Consider the following 20,079-nt stretch of genomic DNA (forward strand, 5'->3'; position numbering starts at 1 on the left):
ACCTATCGTAGGCGCTGACGGGCCGACCGCGCGGTCAGGCCCAACAGCGGTGCAGGCCCAACAGCGGTGCTGACTTAGACGATGCCGCTGGCGCCGAGGAAGTTGCCGATCGCGAACGTGGCCACGAGCGCCGCGGCGCCGCCAATCACCACGCGGACGGCTGCCTTGAGCTTTGAGCCGCCGCCGATCCACGCGCCCACGGCGCCGGTGGCCGCCAGCGCGACGAGCACGGCCACAAAGGTCAGCGGGATCCTGATATTTTCCGGCGGGAGCAGGATGGCCAGCATGGGCAGGACCGCGCCGATGAGGAACGCGACGGCAGAAGCGAAGGCCGCGTGCCACGGACTTACGATGTCGGTCTCGTCGATGTGGAGTTCGGCTGAGAGGTGGGCGCCGAGGGCATCGTGTGCGGTCAGCTCCTTGGCAACGGTGCGTGCGGTCTCGGGGCTCAGTCCTTTGCCCTGGTAGATCGCGGTGAGTTCCTCGAGCTCTTCCTCGGGCTGTTCCGCCAGCTCCCGGCGCTCTTTCTCGATCAGGGCATGCTGGCTGTCCTTCTGGCTGCTGACAGAGACGTATTCGCCGAGGGCCATGGAGATGGCGCCGCCCACGACGCCTGCGGCGCCCGCGATCAGGATCGGCCCGGTGTCCGTCGTGGCGCTGGCGACACCGACGACGATCGCGGCGACTGAGACGATGCCGTCATTGGCCCCCAGGACGCCCGCGCGGAGCCAGTTGAGGCGGTGCGCGATGTCATTGTGGTGCGGTTCGTTCTCGTGCAGGGTTGCGGCGCCGGTCGTGTCCATGACTACAGCAAATCACCCGGGCCGCAGGCTGGCCAGTATTCCAAGGCTTACCAAAATAAGCCGAGGCTTCGTTTGATGCTTTGGTCCGGTGCTCAGTTTGCCGGCAACGACGGCAACGCTGCACGGTCCAGGCCGGGCAGCGCACCCGGATCTGTGCCCCAGACCACTGCCCGCTTCCCGGAATCGAGCAGGGCCGCGATGGCCCACTGCCGGGTCTCGCCGTCGCTTAGCGCCACGAGGTCTCCGTACACCGGCAACGCTGCGGTCTCCAGGCTGCCGAGCCCGGCGGCGGGGGAGGCCAGGAAGGACGGGCCCAGCGCATAGCCGGCCTCGCGCGGCGGAACGGCGGAGCAGTGCTGACGGCTCAGGGATTCCGCGCTGCTGAGGAGCTCGCCGTGGCGAGCCAGCTGCTCTGCTGCGGATTTCGCTGCGTCACCGTCAAGCCGGGGCAGCGCCACCTGGTAGCCGTAGATGGTCTGGGCTTCGGTCCGGGCGACCGCCGCGAGCGCGGTTTCCACGGTGGCACCGGGCGCAGGGGAGGCGCCGGGGATGCCAGGGCTGTCAGGGGGTTGGGGGCTGTCAGCGGCGGCGCGGGGAGCGGTGCCGGTCGTGGCAGCTCCGGATCCGGTGGATGCGGTCGGACAGGCGCCGGAGAGCTGCGGGAAGGCGACGTCGGCCGGCGGCGCCGCCGTTCCGGTGCCCGCCGCGAGGGCGGACGCCTCCAGCAGCTGCGCAGTACCGACGGCGGCCAGCAGCCGCGCCATGCCGCCGTCGGCCACTGCTGCGTCCGCGAGGCGCTGGCGGCCACTGTCCGCGAGAGCCGTCACCAGCTGGCCGGCGGTCGCCGGCAGCGGTGCAGCCGACGAGGCGGCGGCAGATGAACCGGCAGCGGACGCCGCAGCAGCAGACGCCGCGCCAGCGGATGCCGAAGCGGAGGCCGATGGCTCGCCGGAGTCCGCGCGCGATGCGCCGGGGGCGTCCGGGAGGCTCTGTCCCGGAGCCAGGAGCGCTTGGGCCTGGGTTGTCAGCAAGGTCACAGCCCGCTCGACGGCGCGGTTCCCGGTATCCGCCGGCTTGCCCTCGGGAAGGTCTGTTGAGCGGACAGCCGAAGGGGCCGCGGACCCCTCCCTCGCCGGCGTTCCAAGGTGGCTGCCCGCATCCAACAGCCGCACGGTTTCGGCCAGCGCGGCGCCCCGTGCCTGGTCGGAAAAGGACGGCTCCGCGGATTCCCGCGGCCGGGCCGGTGTCAGCACCACACCCAGGCTGACCACCACCAGGGCGAGGCACGCCAGAAGTGCGTATCGGGGGAGCAACCGGGGAAAGCGGTCCTGCCATCGTTTTTCCCGGGTGTCGTCGTTCACAACAGACCATGTTGTCATGCCGGCCCGGAACTCCGTGCACCACGCCGCCCGGAAAATCGCTAGGCTAGTACACACAACATCATCTAGCGGGAGGCGGCCGGCATCATGACCAACGCAGAAGCCACGACTTCAACAGACCGGACCGGAACGGGGAAGGCTGAGGCCGCAACCGTTCATAATGTGGAGGCCGAGCGCCTGCATGCACTCCTGGAACCCGCAGTGCTGGCGAACCGGTTGTACTTGGAGGACGTATCCATCCATGTCGCCGGCGCCAACCGGGTGGTCCACGTGGTGGTGGACCTGCCGCAGGAGGAAATCGGGGGCGTCGGGCTCGACGTCATCGCCGAAATCTCCAAGACGCTCTCGGATACCCTGGACAACGACCCCAGCATGGACGCCCGCCCCTACGAGCTCGAGGTCTCCTCGCCCGGCGTCGGACGTCCACTGACCGAAGAGCGGCACTGGCACCGTGCCCGCGGCCGGATGGTCAACGTCAATGTGATCCAGGGTGACAACGTCACCGGCAGGATCCAGTCCGTGGATGATGAGGGCGTCACCCTCGTCCCGGAAATTGCCGTCAAGAAGGGCATGAAGCCCAAGCAGGGCGAGCCCGTCAAGCTTCCTTTCGACAGGATCCGCAGCGGAAAAGTCGAGATAGAGTTCAGCCACCTCGAAGAGGCCGGTCTGGAAAAAGTAAACAATGGACCTTCTGAGGAGGCCTAATGGATATTGACATGAGCGCGCTGAGACTCCTGGAGCGTGAGCGTGAAATCCCGCTGGATCTCCTGATTCCGACGATTGAGCAGGCCCTCCTGGTGGCCTACCACAAGACGCCGGGAGCCTTCGAGAAGGCCCGGGCCGAACTGGACCGCAAGAGCGGCCACGTGACCATCTGGGCCACGGAGATCGACGACGACGGCGCCCCGATCGGCGAGTTTGAGGACACCCCCGCGGGCTTCGGCCGCATCGCGGCGAGCACCGCACGGCAGATCATCCTGCAGCGCCTCCGGGACGCAGAAGACGATAACGTGCTGGGCCAGTTCAAGGGGCGCGAAGGTGAGCTCGTGGCCGGCACCATCCAGCAGGGCAACAACCCGCACATGATCCAGGTGAATCTGGGCACGGTGGAGGCACTGTTGCCGCCGCCCGAGCAGGTTCCCGGCGAGAAGTACATCCACGGCAACCGGCTGCGCGCCTTTGTGATCGACGTCCACCGCGGCACCAAGGGCCCGTCCATCACGCTGTCCCGCTCACACCCCGGGCTTGTCCGGAAGCTCTTCGAGCTCGAAGTTCCCGAGATCGCGGACCGTTCGGTCGAGATCGTGGCGCTTGCCCGCGAAGCGGGCCATCGCACCAAGATCGCTGTCAAGGCAAATACCCCCGGCGTGAATGCCAAGGGTGCCTGCATCGGCGAAATGGGTTCGCGCGTCCGCGCCGTCATGACAGAACTCAACGACGAAAAGATCGACATCGTCGATTACAGCGATGACCCGGCGACCTTTATCGCCAGTGCCCTCTCGCCGTCGCGCGTGAATTCCGTCACCATCACCGACGAGGCCACCCGTTCCGCGCGGGTAGTCGTTCCCGACTACCAGCTGTCCCTGGCCATCGGCAAAGAGGGCCAGAACGCCCGTCTCGCCGCCAAGCTCACGGGCTGGCGAATCGATATCGTCTCCGACGCGGCCGTCAACAGCAGCAAATAGCCCGGAGCGTCCGCGCACGTATGCGCGCAAACAACGGACAGCGGGCCGCCGTCGCGGCCCGCTGTCCGTGCCATGTCCGGGGGCTGTCCGGGTACTTGGCCCGTGGTTTCAACGCTGACCGGCATGCCCGGGTTCGGGACCCGGGCGCCGGAGGGGCTAGAATAGACATGACCGCGCCTAACGGCCGGTATCCGTGTGTCTTTGGCGCGTCTGGGTTTGTCCCGGATTTCCTGGGGCACAGATATACAGCAAACAGATGTACTGGCAGGAAGATACTCGAACGTGGCACAAGTGCAACATCTCGGGAATCAGCCGCAGCGCACGTGTATCGGATGCCGACAAAAAGGGTCGCGGTCGGAGTTACTCCGGCTCGTCGCCGGCGCCGGCGGTTCATCCGCCGTCGTGGTGGACGAACGACGCCGGATGGCTGGCCGGGGAGCATGGCTGCACCCCAGCGAGAAGTGCCTGGCACTGGCGGTCAAACGTCGAGCGTTCGGCCGCGCCCTCAAAGGCGCAGCCGGTACCGCTGACGTTGAACGCCGGATCACTGCCGGCACGCAAGCCGTGGGCACTCCGGTGGCCGCAGCAACAACCGTCCAACCTGAAAGCGGGTCAGAAAACTGATGGAAACCCGATGAGTTCCCAGCGATGAGTGCGCAACGATGACAACTTTGTTGCGCTCTGCAATGGGCCTTTCAGCTGCATTCGCGGCGGAGGCCCGCAGTAAGAAGTAGACGGTTCGTGCCTGGCTCGGTGCGGACCGAGACAGGAGAAATGTGGCCAAGGTCCGCGTACATGAGCTTGCTAAAGAGCTCGGTATTACTTCCAAAGATGCAGTAACCAAACTGCAGGAACTGGGCGAATTCGTTCGCTCCGCCTCGTCAACTATCGAGGCACCCGTTGTGCGGAAACTGCGCAACGCTTTCCCCGACGCCCCCGCAGCTTCGAAGTCCGAAGCTCCGGCGTCCGCCCCCCAGGCATCTGCCAGCCCGGCAGCGACCCGCCCGGCGCCCGCGCCCGGCCCCGCTGCGCCCAAGGCTGCAGAACCCAAGGCTGAAGCTCCGGCCCCGGCCGCTCCGGCACCTGCCGCCGCGCCCGCCGCTCCGGCTGCCCCCGCCGCCCAGGCTCCGGCAGCCCAGGCTCCCGCAGCGCCCGCTGCTCAGGCGCCGGCTGCTCCCTCGACGGGCGTCAAGCCCGGCGCGCGTCCGGCCCCCAAGGCTGAAACCCCGGCTGCTCCGGCACGCCAGGGCGGATCTGCACCTCGTCCGGGCGGTCCCCGTCCCGGCAACAACCCGTTCGCCACGTCCCAGGGCATGCCCCGCGGCCGCGGCGGCGACAACGAGCGTCCCTCGCGTCCGGGTAACAACCCGTTCGCTCCTTCCCAGGGCATGCCGCGTCCGGGCGGAAGCCGTACCGAGGGCGAACGCCCCGGTGGCCCGCGTCCCGCAGCAGGCGCTGGCGGTCCCCGTCCGGGTGGTCCCCGTCCGGCAGCAGGCGCAGGCGGCCCCCGCCCCGGCGCCCCGCGTCCGGCCGGCGCTCCCGGCGCTGGTCGTCCGGCAGGAGCCGGCGGAAACCGCCCGACTCCGGGCATGATGCCTAACCGCACCGAACGTCCCGCACCCGCAGGTGCCGGCCGTCCCGGTGGCGGCGGCCGCGGTCCGGGCCGTCCGGGTGGCGCTCCGGGTACCGGTGCTCCCGGTGCCGGTGGCGGTGCTCCGGCCGGTGGCGGCTTTGGCAAGGGCGGCCGCGGTCGCGGCGGCACCCAGGGCGCCTTCGGTAAGGGCGGGGCAGGCCGTGGCAAGCAGCGCAAGTCGAAGCGTGCCAAGCGTCAGGAACTGGAGCAGATGAGTGCTCCGTCGCTGGGCGGCGTGAGCGTGCCCCGCGGCGACGGCAACACCGTAGTCCGGCTGCGCCGTGGCTCGTCCATCACGGACTTTGCCGACAAGATCGAGGCAAACCCCGCCGCACTGGTAACCGTCCTGTTCCACCTCGGCGAAATGGCCACGGCCACCCAGTCGCTGGATGAAGAGACGTTTGCCCTGCTGGGTGAGGAACTTGGCTACAAGCTGCAGGTTGTTTCGCCGGAGGACGAGGAGCGCGAGCTGCTCTCCACCTTCGACATCGACTTCGAAGCCGAGCTCGAAGCTGAAGGCGACGAAGACCTCGAGGCACGTCCTCCGGTCGTCACCGTCATGGGTCACGTTGACCACGGTAAGACGCGCCTGCTCGATGCCATCCGCAAGTCCGACGTCATGGCGGGCGAGCACGGCGGCATCACGCAGCACATCGGTGCCTACCAGGTCACCCACAACCACGAAGGCCTCGATCGCAAGATCACCTTCATCGATACTCCGGGCCACGAGGCGTTCACCGCCATGCGTGCCCGTGGTGCGAAGGTCACCGACATCGCCATCCTGGTGGTCGCAGCGGACGACGGCGTCATGCCCCAGACCGTTGAAGCCCTCAACCACGCCCAGGCGGCCAACGTGCCGATCGTCGTGGCCGTGAACAAGATCGACAAGGAAGGCGCCAACCCGGACAAGGTCCGCGGCCAGCTGACCGAGTACGGCCTGGTTCCGGAAGAATACGGTGGCGACACCATGTTCGTTGAGGTCTCGGCCCGCCAGAACCTCAACATCGACGAGCTCCTCGGCGCCGTCCTGCTCACCGCAGACGCTGCCCTGGACATGCGCGCCAACCCGAACAAGGACGCCCGCGGTATCGCGATCGAAGCCAACCTGGACAAGGGCCGCGGTTCCGTGGCCACCGTCCTGGTCCAGTCCGGTACGCTGCACGTCGGCGACACCATCGTGGCAGGCACGGCCCACGGCCGCGTCCGCGCGATGTTCGACGACGACGGCAGCGCCCTGACCGAGGCCGGCCCGTCCCGCCCCGTGCAGGTGCTGGGTCTGTCCAACGTCCCGCGCGCCGGTGACACCTTCTTCGTGACCGCTGACGAGCGCACCGCCCGCCAGATCGCCGAGAAGCGTGAAGCCGCTGACCGCAACGCCGCCCTGGCGAAGCGCCGCAAGCGCATCAGCCTGGAAGACTTCGACCAGGCCGTCGCCGAAGGCAAGATCGACACCCTCAACCTCATCCTCAAGGGTGACGTGTCCGGTGCCGTGGAAGCCCTCGAAGACGCGCTGCTCAAGATCGACGTCGGCGAGGGTGTCCAGCTCCGCGTCATCCACCGCGGTGTCGGTGCGATCACGCAGAACGACGTCAACCTGGCAACGGTCGACTCCGCCGTCATCATCGGCTTCAACGTCAAGCCCGCCGAGCGTGTTGCCGAACTGGCAGACCGCGAAGGCGTGGACATGCGCTTCTACTCCGTCATCTACGCAGCAATTGATGACATTGAGGCAGCCCTCAAGGGCATGCTCAAGCCGGAGTACGAAGAGGTCCAGCTTGGCACCGCCGAGGTCCGCGAAGTGTTCCGTTCTTCCAAGTTCGGCAACATTGCAGGCTCGATCGTCCGCTCCGGTGTTATCCGGCGCAACGCCAAGGCCCGCATCACCCGCGACGGCAAGATCATCGGCGACAACCTCACCGTTGAGACGCTCAAGCGCTTCAAGGACGACGCCACCGAGGTCCGCACGGACTTCGAGTGTGGTATCGGTCTTGGCTCGTACAACGACATCAACGAAGGCGACATCATCGAGACCTTCGAGATGCGCGAGAAGCCGCGCGTCTAAGGTGTTGCTTCGCGGTGGGGCCGTCGGAAATTTTCCGGCGGCCCCGCCCCTACGCTGGGCGGTAATGGATCTGCGATCCATTACCGCCCAGCTTCGGCAGGCCCGATGCCACTCCCAGGCCGCCGGAAAAATTCCGACGGGAGTCCGTCGTTGACTCACCCTAGTGCGTGGCAGAAAACTGAAACGAGCGACCCCGCCTAACAGGCGCCGTCGTACATCCAAATTTTTAGGAGTGGAAATGGCTGATCCCGCACGGGCTGCCAAGTTGGCGCAGCGGATTAAGGTTGTCGTTGCGGAGGCCCTGGGCCGGCGGGTCAAGGATCCGCGGCTTGAGGGTGTCACGGTGACCGACTCGCGGGTGACCAACGACCTGCAGCATGCAACCGTCTACTACACGGTGTTCGGTGACGAGGTGGCCCAGGCCGACGCTGCCAAGGGCCTCGAGAAGGCCAAGGGTGTGCTGCGGCAGGAGGTCGGCCGGAACATCACGGTGCGGCTGACTCCCACCCTCGAATTCGTGGCCGACCAGATCCCGGTCAACGCCTCGAACCTTGAAGAACTGCTCCGCGCGGCGAAGAAGCGCGACGCCGAGGTGGCGGCCCTCGCTGCCAGCGCCCAGCATGCCGGGGACGCCGATCCTTACAAGTCCGATACCCCGCAGGACGTGGAGCTGGACGAAGACGACTTTGACGAAGAGGACCTGGACCTCATCGACAACGACGCAATCGACGAGGACCGCAACAAGTAGGTCTGCCGTCAACAGCAGGGACCGGATCCGGAAACGGGTCCGGTCCCTGCTGTTTTCTCTGTTTCAGGGTTGCGGGTTTCGGTTTCCCATGGCGGGTTCCTGTGACGGCGGCCGGCAGGCGGCGGGGCCGGGGGACCTTCGACCCTATGCCCGTTCGAGGGCTGGGGAGTCCCATGGAACCATGACTGCAGGTATGCGGGGAGGCGCCGGAGCGCCGTGGATTCCAGCCTGATTAAGTGCCCGCACTGCGGGAAGACCAACCGGATTCCTGCGGCCGCGGCCGGGCATCCGCGCTGCGGCAACTGCCGGCGGGACCTTCCCTGGATCGTGGCGGCAGGGGATGCCGATTTCCCGGTTGTTGCGGAGCAGTCGTCCGTTCCGGTCCTCGTGGACTTCTGGGCGGCGTGGTGCGGCCCGTGCCGGATGGTCAGCCCGGTGCTCGACAAGCTGGCACAGGAACGGGCCGGGAAATTCAAGCTCGTGAAGGTCGACGTCGACACCTCCCCGGGGCTGTCCCGGCGGTTCGATATCCAGGCCATTCCAACATTGCTTCTCATCAAGAACGGGGCCGTGGCTGCCCGCCAGGCCGGGGCGCCGCCGGCCGCTGCCCTCCGGAGCTGGCTCGATGCCGCGCTGTCCGCCGGCCCGAAATAACCACGTGGTGCCGGCATCCCCGGGCCTGCATTTTCCCGACTGCATTTTCCGACTGCACAGTTAGCTGAAATGGAGGAAGCAATGACCGAGATCCTGCGCTATGAAGTCGGGTCGGGGACAGTGCTGGTGGAGGTCGAGGACAACAGCTTCGGCGTGGAACGGCCCTCCCGCAACGAGCAGGGAATTCTCGACGCCGGCCGGCGACTCGAGGACGCGCTCTCGGCGGTCCGGCCGGCGGCCAGCGCCGCCGCGGAGGTGATGAAGGAACTCGGCGCGGAACATCTGGAACTCCAGTTCGGGGTGAAACTTGCCGGCGAGGCCGGCGCCATCATCGCCAAGACCTCCGCCGAAGGACACTTCATTGTCCGGATATCCTTCACCAAGGCTCCCGTGGCGGCTGTGGTTCCAGAGGAAGAGATCATGCTCTAAGGCGCCGAGGTTGCAGATCGCGGCAGTGTGTGGCGCCGCCATTGCCGTTAAATGCCGCCTCGAGGGGCTCCTTAGCGGCGCTTGGAGCGCCCGCGGGTTCCCAATCCACCGAGCACGGGGGAGCCCATGCCCAGGAGGAACCCGAAGTCGTACCAGTTCCCCGCGCGGGCGGAGTTGTAGAAGGGAAACTCAGTCCACGCCCCGAAGACGTGGGCGATCAGGACGATCCACGCCGTCAGCCCGTTCCAGAAACCCCACAGCAGGTCTTGCCACCACACGATGTCCTCCCTTGGCTGGAACTCCGCGGCACCCGAACGAGCCTGGACGGCCCGTTGCCAGACCCGAAGCCAGAATAGCCGGGCCAGCTGGGAACGCCGTGTGCTTAGGCTATGGCGTCCGCAGTACCGGCGGTAGGGTCCGTGGACCCGGCAGGGCCGGCGGCCGGGGCACGTGCAGGGAGTCGCCCGAGGCCTTCCACAAGATCGGCCTGACTGCCGCAGAGCGCAATGCGGATCCAGCCCTCGCCGATCGAACCGAACGCCGTGCCGGGGGCGAACGCCACGCCTGAGTCGGCCAGGAAGCGCCGCGTCCACGCCCGGACATCCCCTCCGCTGGCATGCGAGACATCCGCCCACAGATAAAAAGCCCCTTGGGCCGTGAGGTAGGGGATGCCGTGGGATCGCAGCACAGCGGAGGCTGCGTCGCGGTTGGCCCGGTAGTGGGCGTGGGCGTGGCTGACATAGTCCTGCGGACCGGTCAGGGCCGCCAGCGCGGCGTATTGCGACGGCGACGCCACGCAGGACACAATCGCCTCCATGACGTTGTTCATCTTCTGCTCCAGGCCCGGCGGGCAGATCAGGGCGCCGATGCGCAGACCGGTCAGCCCGTAGGTCTTGGATAGGGTAAGCGAGGTGAACACTCTGGCTTCTCCCGGGACGTCGCTGTCGAAGCGGGCCGGGCTGACGTGCGGGACGTCGTAGGTGAATGCCTCGTAGCATTCGTCCGAGATGATCCACAGATCGTGCCGCTTCGCGAGCTGCACGAGGCGGCGCGTCAGGTCCTCGCCCAGTACCGCGCCGAGCGGGTTGGACGGGGAATTCAGGATCAGCACCTTGGTCCGGGGGGTGATGAGCGCCTCGACGTCCTCGATCCGCGGCTGGAACTCATGCTCGGGGTAGAGCGGGTAGCGGACCGGGACGGCGTGCAGCAGGCTGCTCGTCATCGCAAAGGTGGGGTAGCCAGGGTTGGGAATGAGGATCTCGTCCCCGGGGGAGAGCAGCAGGCTCATGGCGAAGTGCAGGCCTTGCTGGGCGCCGTCGACCACGTAGACCCGGTCCGCGCCGACCGGCGTCGCGTTGTGCTCACGGAACCGGGCTGCGAAGGCCTCACGGAGTGCTGGGATCCCGGCGTTTGGCGTGTAGTTGGTCTCGTCCCGGTCCAGGCAGGCCATTCCGGCCTCGAGGACGTGGCGGGGCACCGCGAAGCCGGGCTCCCCGATGCTGAGCACAATCGCGCCGGGCGTTCCCCAGGCGGCTTCGGTGATCTCGCGGATCTGGTTGATCGGGACATCGCGGACGTGTGCGGCAAGCTCGGGCATGTCTGCCATCCTAACGGCCGGCGTCCGCGGGGGCCGCGGCACGGGTGCCGGGGCGCAGGTCCACCCACCCGTGGACCAGCCCGTGCGCCGTGGGGCATGCCTGGCCCGCATATACTGGGAGGCGTGCTTTCTGGACTGGTGATAGTGGACAAGCCGCAAGGCTGGACCAGCCACGATGTGGTTGGACGGATGCGGCGGATCGCCGGTACCCGAAAGGTCGGCCATGCCGGGACGCTGGATCCTATGGCCACCGGCGTTCTCGTGGTCGGCATCAACAAAGCCACCCGGCTGCTGACCTACATCGTGGGCACGTCAAAGACTTACACCGCCACCATCAGGCTCGGTGAATCTACCGTGACGGACGACGCCGAAGGCGAGGTCACTGCGACCCGTAGCGCCGCCGGGGTCACCGAAGAAGCCGTCCGCGCCGGTGTTGCGGCACTGACCGGGGAAATCGAACAGGTTCCGAGCAGCGTGAGTGCCATAAAGGTCAACGGCGAACGCGCCTACGCGCGGGTCCGGTCCGGCGAAGAGGTCAAGCTCGCGGCCCGGCCCGTGACGATCCACCGCTTTGAGGTCCACGAGATCCGCCGCGTGCGCGCAGGGGAGTCAGAGGGTGAGGCCATGGATGTCGACGTCACCGTGGAGTGCTCCTCCGGCACTTACATCCGTGCCTTGGCCCGCGATCTCGGTGAGGCTCTCGGCGTCGGCGGCCACCTGACGGCGCTTCGGCGGACCCAAGTGGGTCCTTACACGCTTGACCAGGCGCACACCCTCGAACAGTTGGCGGAGAAGCTGGACGTCCTGGAGATCTCCGACGCGGCACGGGCCCTGATGCCCAACCGTGAACTCAGCGACGCGGAGACCACCGAGATTTCCTTCGGCCGCAGGATTGCCGCAGGAGCCGCCGCCGGCACACCGGAAGCGTCGACCGCGGACAAGCCTGCCGCGGCATTCGCCCCGGACGGTACGCTGGTGGCCCTCCTGGCCGACGCGGGAAGCTACGCCAAGCCGGTGCTGGTCTTCGCGCCGGACAACGAGAAGCACGGCAACGAGACGTCCGCTAACAAAAAGCCCGGCAACGAAATGCAGGCCGGCCAGTAGTGGACGCGTATTTCTACATCATTCTGGTGGTTGGCCTGCTGTCCACGATCATCTGCGTCGTCGCAGGCATCATGAAAAAGGCGCCCAACGACACGACGATACTGTCGGTCGCCGCCGTCGAACTTTCCCTCCTGGTCTATCTGGCCGGGTCGGTTGTGCGGGTGGCGAGCGGGGAGCAGATCGCGGGAGAGCCGTGGGAGTTCTGGGGCTATTTGGCGACGGCGCTGCTACTCCCGATCGCCGCCGTGTACTGGGCCATTTTGGAGCGGACCCGCTGGAGCAACTTCGTCCTGGCCGCCGTCGGCGTCACCGCCCTGGTGATGGCGGCCCGCATGAACCAGATCTGGTACTGACATGGAAGAGGCAGAAAACGTGAGCGCAAAATCCCCGCAGGATGGCACGGGCACCCCGGCGGTGTCGGACCCCCGGATCGCCGGGCAGGGGGATGCCGGGCTGCCGGACCCTGGGCGACCCGACGCAGCGACGGCGGACGCTCAGCCGGCGGAAACCGGGACGGCGGCGACCAATACCCGCAACACCGGACCCGGCCGGTTGCTGATTGCCGTCTACGCCGTGTTCGCGATTTCCGCAACGGCCCGGGCCGGCTACCAGATCCTGACGAAGTTTTCCGAAGCGCCGCTGGCGTACCTGCTGTCCGCCTTTGCCGCGGTCGTCTACGTGGTGGCCACTGTGTCACTCGCGAAGCCGGGCCGCACCGCGTTCAAGGTCTCCGTGGTGGCAGTCCTCGTGGAGCTTGTCGGCGTCCTCGTGGTGGGGGCGCTGAGCGTGTTCGACTCGGTGAACTTCCCGCACGAGACCGTGTGGTCCCTGTTCGGCCGCGGCTACGGATTCATCCCGCTCCTGCTGCCCATCCTGGGACTCATCTGGCTGTACCGCCGCCGGCCTGCGTCGCTCAAGGGCTAGGGCGGGCTGCCGCGCGCGGCGATGGCTGACGGTCCAGGGCTGACGTTCCCGGACTGACGGTTCCATCCCGGGCGGGGACCTTGCCCGGCGATCAGCGTCAGCTGCCCCTTACGCCCGGTTGGTTTGGTGCAGGGCCTCCGCGAGCCTGCTTCGCAGCCCGGGCCACGCCGCGGCGAAGCCTGGGTGAAGTTCCTTGCTGCCGACGTCGTCAACCCCCACCCATTGCAGTTCGAGGCTTTCCGGATCACTGATTGCGGCCTCGAAGGGCTGCAATGCTTCGGCGACCACCGTCGTGTAAGTCCAGTAGCCGACGTCGAACACCGACGTAAACAGGACACGCACGTTCTCCGGCGGCACCGCCGCTTCTTCCTGTGCTTCCCGCAGCGCGCCGTGGATGGCTTCTTCCCCTTGGTGCAGGGCGCCGCCGGGGAGCCCCCACGTGCCGCCCTGATCGCTCCAAAGGGCGCGGTGCTGGAGCAGTACCCCCTTTGCAGGGTCGTGGACCAGGAGCCCGGCGGAACCGAACCTTCCCCAGAACCGGCCGCGGTCGCCCTCGACCCATGCGTCGCCCGGATCGCGTGGACCCAACGGGCGGCGCGGCTCGCCTGACACAGGTCCTGCGAATGATGCTTCTCCGGCTTGTGGTGCGGCTGTCCTGTCCATGCCTACAGCTTGCCACGCGTACGGTTCATACGACGTCTGGAGCGGAGTCGGTGTCAGGAGCGGCTGCTGGCCCCGGGCATCAGGCCGCCCGACGAGTCCCCGGGCGTCAGGCCGCCCGTAGAAGCAGCGTAGAAGCAGGTCCATGAATCCTGTCGGACCCCGTCGCAAGTGTTGAGTCATGGAAGCCATCGGTGAGTTCATCCCGGATCGGGCCCCGTCGTGGGCCGGCCAGGCGATGGCCTCACAGCTTCCCCGCCGTGTTGCCGTGGCCGGCGCGGCGGCCGGTGGCGGGCCCCTGCACAGCACGGGAAACGGTGTTGCGGGAGGCACAGCGATAGACGACGCGGCTGGCGCGGTGGACGCGGCGCTGGCGCTGCTGCGGATCAGCGCACCCGAAGCCCGGCGGCGTTTGGCCTTGGCCGGTGAGCTAGTGCCCCGCACTATTTGCGGCGGTCATGCGGGGCCGCCGGCCCGGGAAGAACTCGCCGCGTCCGTGGCGTCCGGGGAGGTTGCCTCCCACGCCGCGACTATTATCACCACCGCGATGGAGCGGGTCCGGCACCTGTGCCTGCCGGAGACCGCCGCCGCGATGGAACACGCCCTGAACCGGACGGCAATCGAGAACGACCCCGATTTCCTAGCCCGGATCGCCCGGCGCTGGGTCGAGGCCCTGGACCAGGACGGCGCCGAACCCTCCGAAGAGGCACTCCGCCGGCTTCAGGGCGCGTTCATCCGGAAACCCCGGCACGGCCTGCACCACCTGGAAATCTTCGCCACCGCAGACCAGTTCGAACACCTCGTGACGGTCATGAACACCGCCACCAACCCCGCACCGGAACGGCCACCGGAACAGACCAGGACACCGGAGCTGGCGCCGCCCGGCACTCGGCGCCGGTCGGGAATGCCGTGGAAACCGCCGCCGACAGCACCGGAACCGGTCCGGCCGGCGCCGGCGCGGCTGACGCCCTCGACCTGCGCTCCCGCCCGCAACGGCTGCTCGACGGCCTGGTCGGTGGCTGCAAAGCCGCCCTCGCCACGGGCGGCCTGCCCGCCACCGGCGGGCTTCGGCCCCAGATCATGGCCACCATCGACTACCGGGACCTGCTCCAGCGCCTCGGCGGAACCGGCCCGGGCGAGGTTGCCGGCGTGCCCGGCGGCGCGGAATTCCTGAACCAGGGAACCGGCTCGCTGATGTTCAGCGGCCCGATCACCGCCTCCACCGTCCGCAAACTCGCTTGCGACGCCGACATCATCCCGGTCGTGTTCGGCGGGGAAGGACAGGTGCTGGACATCGGCCGCGCCTCCCGGGTCTTCCCGCCCCATATCCGCAAGGCCCTCGTAGCCCGGGGCCAGGGCTGCGCGTTCCCGCAATGCACCATCCCCGCGCCCTGGTGCGAGGCCCACCACATCGATTACTGGTCTTGGGGCGGGAAGACCAGCACGGACAACGGAACCCTGCTCTGCTCGCACCACCACCACCTGATCCACAAGGAACAATGGTCCATCCGGATGCGCGCCGGCATCCCCTGGTTCGTCCCGCCCCCGCACGTCGACCCCGCCCGGGCACCCCGACGGAACAGACACCTCCGCCTCGAGTAGCGGGCCGATCTTCCTCCGCGATCAGTCGCGCAATTGCCGGGCCCGCCGGGCCGATGAAGCCCATGACCGCTGGGTGCCCGACAGTGCGTACGGCGGGTGGCGAGACCTGGTCTTGGCCCGGGCGGAGTTGGTGGTTGCGCTTGACTATCCCCGCTGGCTGTCACTGTCCCGCCTGGTTCGGCGGACCGTGCGGAGAATCGTGACCGGGCCCGTGGTCTGCAACGGAAACCGCGAGCTGGCGGAAGTGGCCGCGGTAGCCTGCCGGGCCCAAAGCCTCTGAACCACGCACGCGCTTGCGCGCCTAGGCTGGAGGCATGGACCATCGCCGTCTGCTGCTGCGGGCAGTAAAGTCGTTCCACACCATTGCCTGGTTCACAATCGAGGCCTGCATGGCCTATGTCCTGTACACCGGCATCAGGGGCCGCACCGACCGGAAGACGGGTGTGGCCGCCGTCGTGGTCGCCGGGGAAACGCTGATCTTTGCCGCCAACGGGTTCCACTGCCCGCTGACCGCCGTCGCGCGGGAACTCGGCGACGGCAAAGGTTCCGTCACGGACATCTACCTGCCGCATTGGTTCGCGAGAAACCTGCCCGGCATCCACGTCCCGCTCATCCTCGCCGCCGCGCTCCTGCACTGGCGGAATTGGCGGAACCAGGCTGTCCGGGACAGCGAGCGAAGGCTACTGCTCGGACGATAGTGAGCGCCTGCCCTGAGGCCGCCGGCCGGCAGCTCCTCAGCTGTCGTCCCGCCAGCCGTGCTGGTTGCCGCCCCGCAAGCCCGGGCCGCCCGCCCCTGGAGCCTGGGAGCCGTCCCGGGACCCCGGGCGCCCGTCCGGGACCTGCATCGATTGCGGGTAATCTTAGAGAGTTCCGGAGCCGGCACGGTCCCTCCGGGCGAGTTCATGGCAGGCAGCAAAAGGCGAGGGTGATGGTCCACATCTGGAACGATCTGTCCGAAGTCCCGGCGGACTTTGGTCCTTCGGTTGTCACGTTCGGCAATTTCGACGGCGTGCACCGCGGCCACCAGCAGGTGCTCTCGCAGCTCATCCGCACGGCCCGAATGAACCACGCCCGCGCCGTCGCGATCACCTTTGATCCGCACCCGGCGCAGGTGCACCGCCCGGAGTCCGCTCCCGAACTGATCATGGGGCTGGAAGACAAGCTCGTGGCCCTCGGTGAGCTCGGCCTCGACGCGGTTTTGGTGATGAAGTACTCGCTGGAGCTCGCCAGCCTCACCCCCGAAGAATTTGTGGTCACTGTCCTCGTGGACGCCCTGAAGGCGAGCCACGTGGTGATCGGTCATGATGCCCGGTTCGGCCGGGGCAATTCCGGCGACCTCGCCACCATGCAGGAACTGGGCAAGAAGCTCGGTTTCGAGGTGCTCGTCATCAGCGAATTCGGCTCTGAAGGTTTCCCCATCCACGACGACGCCGGCACGGACCGCCGCTGCTCGTCCACCTGGGTGCGGGAGGCCCTGCGTGCGGGCGATGTCGCCACCGCCGCCGCCGTACTCGGGAGGCCGCACAGGATGCGCGGCGAGGTGGTGCACGGTGCCGCACGCGGCCGCGACCTCGGCTTCCCCACGGCCAACCTGGCATCGACGGCGAGCGGGTACATTCCCGCGGACGGAATCTATGCCGGCTGGCTCGTAGACCAGGCCGGCACCCGCTGGCCTGCCGCAATCTCCGTAGGCTCCAACCCGACCTTCGACGGCGTGAGCCGTCAGGTCGAGGCCCACGTGATCGACCGCCCGGAAGAGGACGTGGACGACTTCAATCTGTACGACCAGACAGTTGTGGTGGAATTTGTCTCCAGACTGCGCGGCATGGTGGCGTACCGTGGGCCTGAGGCACTGGTGGAGCAGATGCGCCTGGATGTCGTCCAGGCCCACGACATCCTTTTCGCCCGCTGACAACGGGGCCGAATTGGCGTTCCGCCCCGCGCCGTCGGCGTGCAACCCCACGCCGACGGCGTTCCAACTCACCGGAGCCGCGCGCTGATTTCCCGCCATGTCGCATAGGAAGGCACGAGACGTGACCATCGAGAAGAACACGAGGGAGCTGGACCGGGACATCGTCCGCGACTTCAGCCAGCGGATGAGCTATGCGTCCTACCTCCAGTTGCCCACCCTGCTCAGCGCCCAGCAGCCGGTGAGCACCCCCGAACACCACGACGAGATGCTGTTCATCATCCAACACCAGACCACGGAGCTGTGGCTGAAGCTGGTCCTGCACGAGCTCCGCAGCGCCGCCGCCTGGCTGCGTTCGGATGACCTCGGGTCCGCCCTGAAAGCGATAGCCCGCGTCAAGCACATCCAGAAGACACTCACCGAGCAATGGTCCGTGCTGGCCACCCTGACGCCGACCGAGTACTCCCAGTTCCGCGGTTTCCTCGGCAACTCCTCAGGGTTCCAGTCCAGCCAGTACCGCGCGGTCGAGTTCCTGCTCGGCAACAAGAACGCCAAGATGCTTCCGGTGTTCGAATCGGACCCCGAGGCCCACGAAATGCTGCGTGAACTGCTGGAGGCCCCCAGCATCTATGACGATTTCCTCGCGTATCTCAAGCGCCAGGGCTTCGACGTCCCGGCCTCCGTGCTGGGGCGCGACGTCACCAAAGCGCACGAGTTCTGCCCGGAACTTGTCCCGGTTTTCAAGTACATCTACGAGCACGCGGCCGACAACTGGGGCGCCTACGAGGCCTGCGAAGAGCTCGTAGACCTCGAGGACAACTTCCAGCTCTGGCGCTTCCGCCACCTGCGCACCGTCCAGCGCACCATCGGCATGAAGGCAGGCACCGGCGGATCCAGCGGAGCCGCGTTCCTGCAGAAGGCCCTCGAGCTGACCTTCTTCCCCGAGCTCTTCGCCGTGCGGACGGAGATCGGCCAGTGAACATGACTACTGCCGGGGCCGCAGGCAACAACACCGAGGGTTTGCTGCAGCGCGCCCGGGACCTCGACGCCGCCGATCCGCTGGCCGGGTACCGGGAGCACTTCGTCGGCGCGGACACGGACCTGTCCTACCTCGACGGCAACTCGCTGGGCCGCCCGCTCAAGCGGACCGTCACCGACATCAGCGACTTCATCCAGCACAGCTGGGGCGGCCGCCTGATCAGGGGCTGGGACGAGGACTGGCTCCAGCTGCCCCAGGCCATCGGCGATCAGCTCGGCCGCGCGGTGCTGGGTGCCGCGCCCGGGCAGACCATCATTGCCGACTCCACCACCGTGGTGCTGTACAAGCTGATCCGCGCCGCCCTGGCCGCCGTGACCGATCCGGCGAGGACGGAAATCGTCCTGGACACGGACAATTTTCCCACCGACCGCTATCTGGTGGAGGGCATCGCCCGCGAAAAAGGCCTGAAGCTGCGCTGGATCGACGCCGATCCCGCCTCCGGCGTCACCGTCGACCAAGTGCGCGCCGCCACGGGCCCTGCCACCGCCGTCGTGGTCCTGAGCCAGATCGCGTACCGCTCCGGCTTCCTCGCGGACCTGCCCGCCGTCACCGCCGCCATCCACGACGCCGGCGCCCTGGTGGTGTGGGACCTGTGCCACTCCGCCGGATCCGTGGAGATCGCCTTGGACGACGCCGGCGTCGACTTCGCGGCAGGATGCACGTACAAGTACCTGAACGGGGGACCGGGCTCGCCCGCGTTCGCCTACGTGAACGCCCGGCACCTGCCCGGACTGCAGCAGCCGATCTGGGGCTGGATGGGACGCAAGGACGCGTTCGAAATGGGTCCCGGCTACGAGGCCGCGCCCGGCATCCGGGGCTTCCTCAGCGGCACTCCGGCCATCTTCGGGATGCTCGCCATGCGCGGCACGCTGGACCTGATCGAGGAAGTCGGGATGGCCGCACTGCGGGAGAAGTCCCGGCTGCTGACGGCCTTCGCCCTCGAGCTCTACGACGCCTGGCTGGCGCCGGCCGGCGTTGAGCTGTCCACCCCGCGGGACCCGGAACTGCGCGGCAGCCATGTCACGATCGACCACCCGGCCTTCCGTGAAATGACGGCCACTTTGTGGGACCAGGACGTGATTCCCGATTTCCGCGCCCCGCAGGGCATCAGGATCGGGCTGTCTCCGCTGAGCACCTCCTTCGCGGAGCTGTACCGGGGCGTCGCCGCCATCCGCGGGCTGCTTTCGGGCCAGGACAGCGGAATACTGCACCCGCCGCAGGCAGGCGGCGCGGCACCCGCCTGAGGCAGGCGGCGCGGCAACGGGATCGGCCGGCGGGGCGGGCGGTTTCGACAAGATCGCGGACGTGCCACTAAACTGGACGTTGGATCCGGCTGCAGTCCGTGGCGGCTGGTTCCTGCTGTGTACGGCCAACCCTCTCGTCGGAGGAGGAACGCCGGGACGGCACCCCCGGCAGTGAATTACTGTTTCGGGCCTCACGGCACATCTCTAGGAGTTATTGTGGCACTTGAAGCCGCTGTAAAGCAGTCCATCATCAAGGATTTCGCAACGTCCGAGGGCGACACCGGTTCGCCGGAGGTCCAGGTTGCAGTCCTGACTCAGCGGATCAAGGATCTCACTGAGCACATGAAGGAGCACAAGCACGACTACCACACCCAGCGCGGTCTGCTGGCCATGGTTGGTCGTCGCAAGCGCATGCTCACCTACCTCAAGAACACTGACATCACCCGCTACCGTCAGCTCATCGAGCGCCTCGGCCTGCGTCGCTAGTCAGCTTTAAGGGGCGGCCCCTTCCGGACCGGAAAGGGCCGCCCTCTTCAGGACAAAATTAAACAGGAGGATCAACCGCATCACGCATTCGCGGTCCTCGGTAGTGATCCCCGGGAACGGC

Annotated in this window: 21 protein-coding genes and 1 pseudogene; 17 read left to right on the top strand and 5 right to left on the bottom strand. The window is 67.5% G+C overall.

Translation table 11 applies throughout. The features are described 5' to 3' along the window. Positions 1-74: 74 nt before the first annotated feature. Together LDO15_RS06990 and LDO15_RS06995 are read right to left on the bottom strand one after the other, a co-directional pair. Positions 75-803 carry a VIT family protein gene (locus tag LDO15_RS06990; RefSeq protein ID WP_223985359.1) on the bottom strand — a complete coding sequence of 243 codons (729 nt, stop codon included), beginning with the start codon at positions 801-803 and terminating at the stop codon, positions 75-77. 92 nt (positions 804-895) lie between these two features. After that, positions 896-2,164 (bottom strand): ferritin-like domain-containing protein, encoded by a 1,269-nt coding sequence (locus LDO15_RS06995; RefSeq protein WP_223985361.1) that lies wholly within the window; start codon positions 2,162-2,164, stop codon positions 896-898. A 105-nt stretch (positions 2,165-2,269) separates the two neighbouring features. Between LDO15_RS06995 and rimP the strand changes: the two genes are divergently transcribed. The 7 genes from rimP (at position 2,270) to LDO15_RS07030 (ending at position 9,393) form a co-directional block, all read left to right on the top strand. Then, positions 2,270-2,887, top strand: a complete 618-nt coding sequence (gene rimP / locus LDO15_RS07000; RefSeq protein WP_223985362.1) for a ribosome maturation factor RimP — start codon at positions 2,270-2,272, stop codon at positions 2,885-2,887. Continuing rightward, positions 2,887-3,867, top strand: coding sequence for a transcription termination factor NusA (gene nusA / locus LDO15_RS07005; RefSeq protein ID WP_223985363.1), 981 nt, complete (start codon positions 2,887-2,889; stop codon positions 3,865-3,867). Before rimP ends, nusA begins: the two co-directional genes overlap by 1 nt. 291 nt (positions 3,868-4,158) lie before the next feature. Next, entirely contained in the window at positions 4,159-4,491 is a 333-nt protein-coding gene (locus LDO15_RS07010; protein ID WP_346655994.1) for a YlxR family protein, read from the top strand. 152 nt (positions 4,492-4,643) lie between these two features. Then, positions 4,644-7,562: a translation initiation factor IF-2 gene (gene infB / locus LDO15_RS07015; protein ID WP_223985366.1), complete on the top strand. Its 2,919-nt coding sequence runs from the start codon at positions 4,644-4,646 to the stop codon at positions 7,560-7,562. A 238-nt stretch (positions 7,563-7,800) separates the two neighbouring features. Further along, positions 7,801-8,310 carry a 30S ribosome-binding factor RbfA gene (rbfA, locus tag LDO15_RS07020; RefSeq protein WP_223985367.1) on the top strand — a complete coding sequence of 170 codons (510 nt, stop codon included), beginning with the start codon at positions 7,801-7,803 and terminating at the stop codon, positions 8,308-8,310. Between the two features lie 216 nt (positions 8,311-8,526). Further along, on the top strand, positions 8,527-8,964 hold the full coding sequence (trxA, locus tag LDO15_RS07025) for a thioredoxin (protein ID WP_223985369.1): 438 nt from the start codon (positions 8,527-8,529) through the stop codon (positions 8,962-8,964). A gap of 81 nt (positions 8,965-9,045) precedes the next feature. After that, positions 9,046-9,393: a CU044_2847 family protein gene (locus LDO15_RS07030; protein ID WP_223985371.1), complete on the top strand. Its 348-nt coding sequence runs from the start codon at positions 9,046-9,048 to the stop codon at positions 9,391-9,393. Between the two features lie 71 nt (positions 9,394-9,464). Here LDO15_RS07030 and LDO15_RS07035 read toward each other — a convergent pair whose 3' ends face one another. After that, on the bottom strand, positions 9,465-9,671 hold the full coding sequence (locus LDO15_RS07035; RefSeq protein WP_223985373.1) for a hypothetical protein: 207 nt from the start codon (positions 9,669-9,671) through the stop codon (positions 9,465-9,467). Between the two features lie 104 nt (positions 9,672-9,775). Continuing rightward, the gene (locus tag LDO15_RS07040) at positions 9,776-10,990 is read right to left on the bottom strand and encodes a pyridoxal phosphate-dependent aminotransferase (protein ID WP_223985376.1); all 1,215 of its coding nucleotides are present in this window, start codon (positions 10,988-10,990) and stop codon (positions 9,776-9,778) included. A 123-nt stretch (positions 10,991-11,113) separates the two neighbouring features. Here LDO15_RS07040 and truB point away from each other — a divergent pair, with 123 nt between their 5' ends. The 3 genes from truB to LDO15_RS07055 are packed head-to-tail and all read left to right on the top strand — an operon-like array spanning position 11,114 to position 13,018. After that, complete coding sequence (gene truB / locus LDO15_RS07045) at positions 11,114-12,094, top strand: tRNA pseudouridine(55) synthase TruB (protein ID WP_223985378.1); 981 nt, start codon at positions 11,114-11,116, stop codon at positions 12,092-12,094. Further along, positions 12,094-12,447: a hypothetical protein gene (locus LDO15_RS07050; RefSeq protein WP_223985380.1), complete on the top strand. Its 354-nt coding sequence runs from the start codon at positions 12,094-12,096 to the stop codon at positions 12,445-12,447. Before truB ends, LDO15_RS07050 begins: the two co-directional genes overlap by 1 nt. Before the next feature lie 19 nt (positions 12,448-12,466). Then, positions 12,467-13,018 (top strand): hypothetical protein, encoded by a 552-nt coding sequence (locus LDO15_RS07055; protein ID WP_223985381.1) that lies wholly within the window; start codon positions 12,467-12,469, stop codon positions 13,016-13,018. A gap of 108 nt (positions 13,019-13,126) precedes the next feature. Here the strand turns inward: LDO15_RS07055 and LDO15_RS07060 are convergent, their stop codons facing one another. Then, complete coding sequence (locus LDO15_RS07060) at positions 13,127-13,681, bottom strand: NUDIX hydrolase (RefSeq protein ID WP_223985382.1); 555 nt, start codon at positions 13,679-13,681, stop codon at positions 13,127-13,129. Between the two features lie 235 nt (positions 13,682-13,916). Here LDO15_RS07060 and LDO15_RS23510 point away from each other — a divergent pair. From LDO15_RS23510 to rpsO, 7 genes and pseudogenes are all read left to right on the top strand, one after another. Next, positions 13,917-14,450, top strand: a pseudogene (locus LDO15_RS23510) (DUF222 domain-containing protein); the annotation flags it as partial. Positions 14,451-14,587: 137 nt separating this feature from the next. Beyond that, positions 14,588-15,280 carry a DUF222 domain-containing protein gene (locus tag LDO15_RS23515; protein ID WP_346655983.1) on the top strand — a complete coding sequence of 231 codons (693 nt, stop codon included), beginning with the start codon at positions 14,588-14,590 and terminating at the stop codon, positions 15,278-15,280. A gap of 314 nt (positions 15,281-15,594) precedes the next feature. Then, positions 15,595-15,978 (top strand): hypothetical protein, encoded by a 384-nt coding sequence (locus tag LDO15_RS07070; RefSeq protein ID WP_223985383.1) that lies wholly within the window; start codon positions 15,595-15,597, stop codon positions 15,976-15,978. A gap of 230 nt (positions 15,979-16,208) precedes the next feature. Then, a complete protein-coding gene (locus LDO15_RS07075) occupies positions 16,209-17,192 on the top strand; it encodes a bifunctional riboflavin kinase/FAD synthetase (protein ID WP_223985384.1) in 984 nt (327 codons plus the stop codon). Positions 17,193-17,313: 121 nt separating this feature from the next. After that, positions 17,314-18,168, top strand: coding sequence for a tryptophan 2,3-dioxygenase (kynA, locus tag LDO15_RS07080; protein WP_223985385.1), 855 nt, complete (start codon positions 17,314-17,316; stop codon positions 18,166-18,168). Positions 18,169-18,170: 2 nt separating this feature from the next. Then, complete coding sequence (locus LDO15_RS07085) at positions 18,171-19,472, top strand: aminotransferase class V-fold PLP-dependent enzyme (RefSeq protein ID WP_223987162.1); 1,302 nt, start codon at positions 18,171-18,173, stop codon at positions 19,470-19,472. A gap of 216 nt (positions 19,473-19,688) precedes the next feature. Then, a complete protein-coding gene (rpsO, locus tag LDO15_RS07090) occupies positions 19,689-19,958 on the top strand; it encodes a 30S ribosomal protein S15 (RefSeq protein ID WP_120953920.1) in 270 nt (89 codons plus the stop codon). Positions 19,959-20,079 lie beyond the last annotated feature (121 nt).

The sequence above is a fragment of the Arthrobacter sp. NicSoilB8 genome (genome assembly GCF_019977355.1).
Classification (GTDB): domain Bacteria; phylum Actinomycetota; class Actinomycetes; order Actinomycetales; family Micrococcaceae; genus Arthrobacter.

Excerpts from the sequence above, each read along its gene's own strand:
- LDO15_RS07085 (WP_223987162.1), top strand. The coding sequence starts at position 18,171 with ATGACTACTGCCGGGGCCGCAGGCAACAACACCGAGGGTTTGCTGCAG.
- rbfA (WP_223985367.1), top strand. The coding sequence starts at position 7,801 with ATGGCTGATCCCGCACGGGCTGCCAAGTTGGCGCAGCGGATTAAGGTT.
- nusA (WP_223985363.1), top strand. The coding sequence starts at position 2,887 with ATGGATATTGACATGAGCGCGCTGAGACTCCTGGAGCGTGAGCGTGAA.
- rimP (WP_223985362.1), top strand. The coding sequence starts at position 2,270 with ATGACCAACGCAGAAGCCACGACTTCAACAGACCGGACCGGAACGGGG.
- LDO15_RS07070 (WP_223985383.1), top strand. The coding sequence starts at position 15,595 with ATGGACCATCGCCGTCTGCTGCTGCGGGCAGTAAAGTCGTTCCACACC.
- LDO15_RS07060 (WP_223985382.1), bottom strand. The coding sequence starts at position 13,681 with ATGGACAGGACAGCCGCACCACAAGCCGGAGAAGCATCATTCGCAGGA.
- LDO15_RS07040 (WP_223985376.1), bottom strand. The coding sequence starts at position 10,990 with ATGCCCGAGCTTGCCGCACACGTCCGCGATGTCCCGATCAACCAGATC.
- LDO15_RS06990 (WP_223985359.1), bottom strand. The coding sequence starts at position 803 with ATGGACACGACCGGCGCCGCAACCCTGCACGAGAACGAACCGCACCAC.
- LDO15_RS07030 (WP_223985371.1), top strand. The coding sequence starts at position 9,046 with ATGACCGAGATCCTGCGCTATGAAGTCGGGTCGGGGACAGTGCTGGTG.
- LDO15_RS07075 (WP_223985384.1), top strand. The coding sequence starts at position 16,209 with ATGGTCCACATCTGGAACGATCTGTCCGAAGTCCCGGCGGACTTTGGT.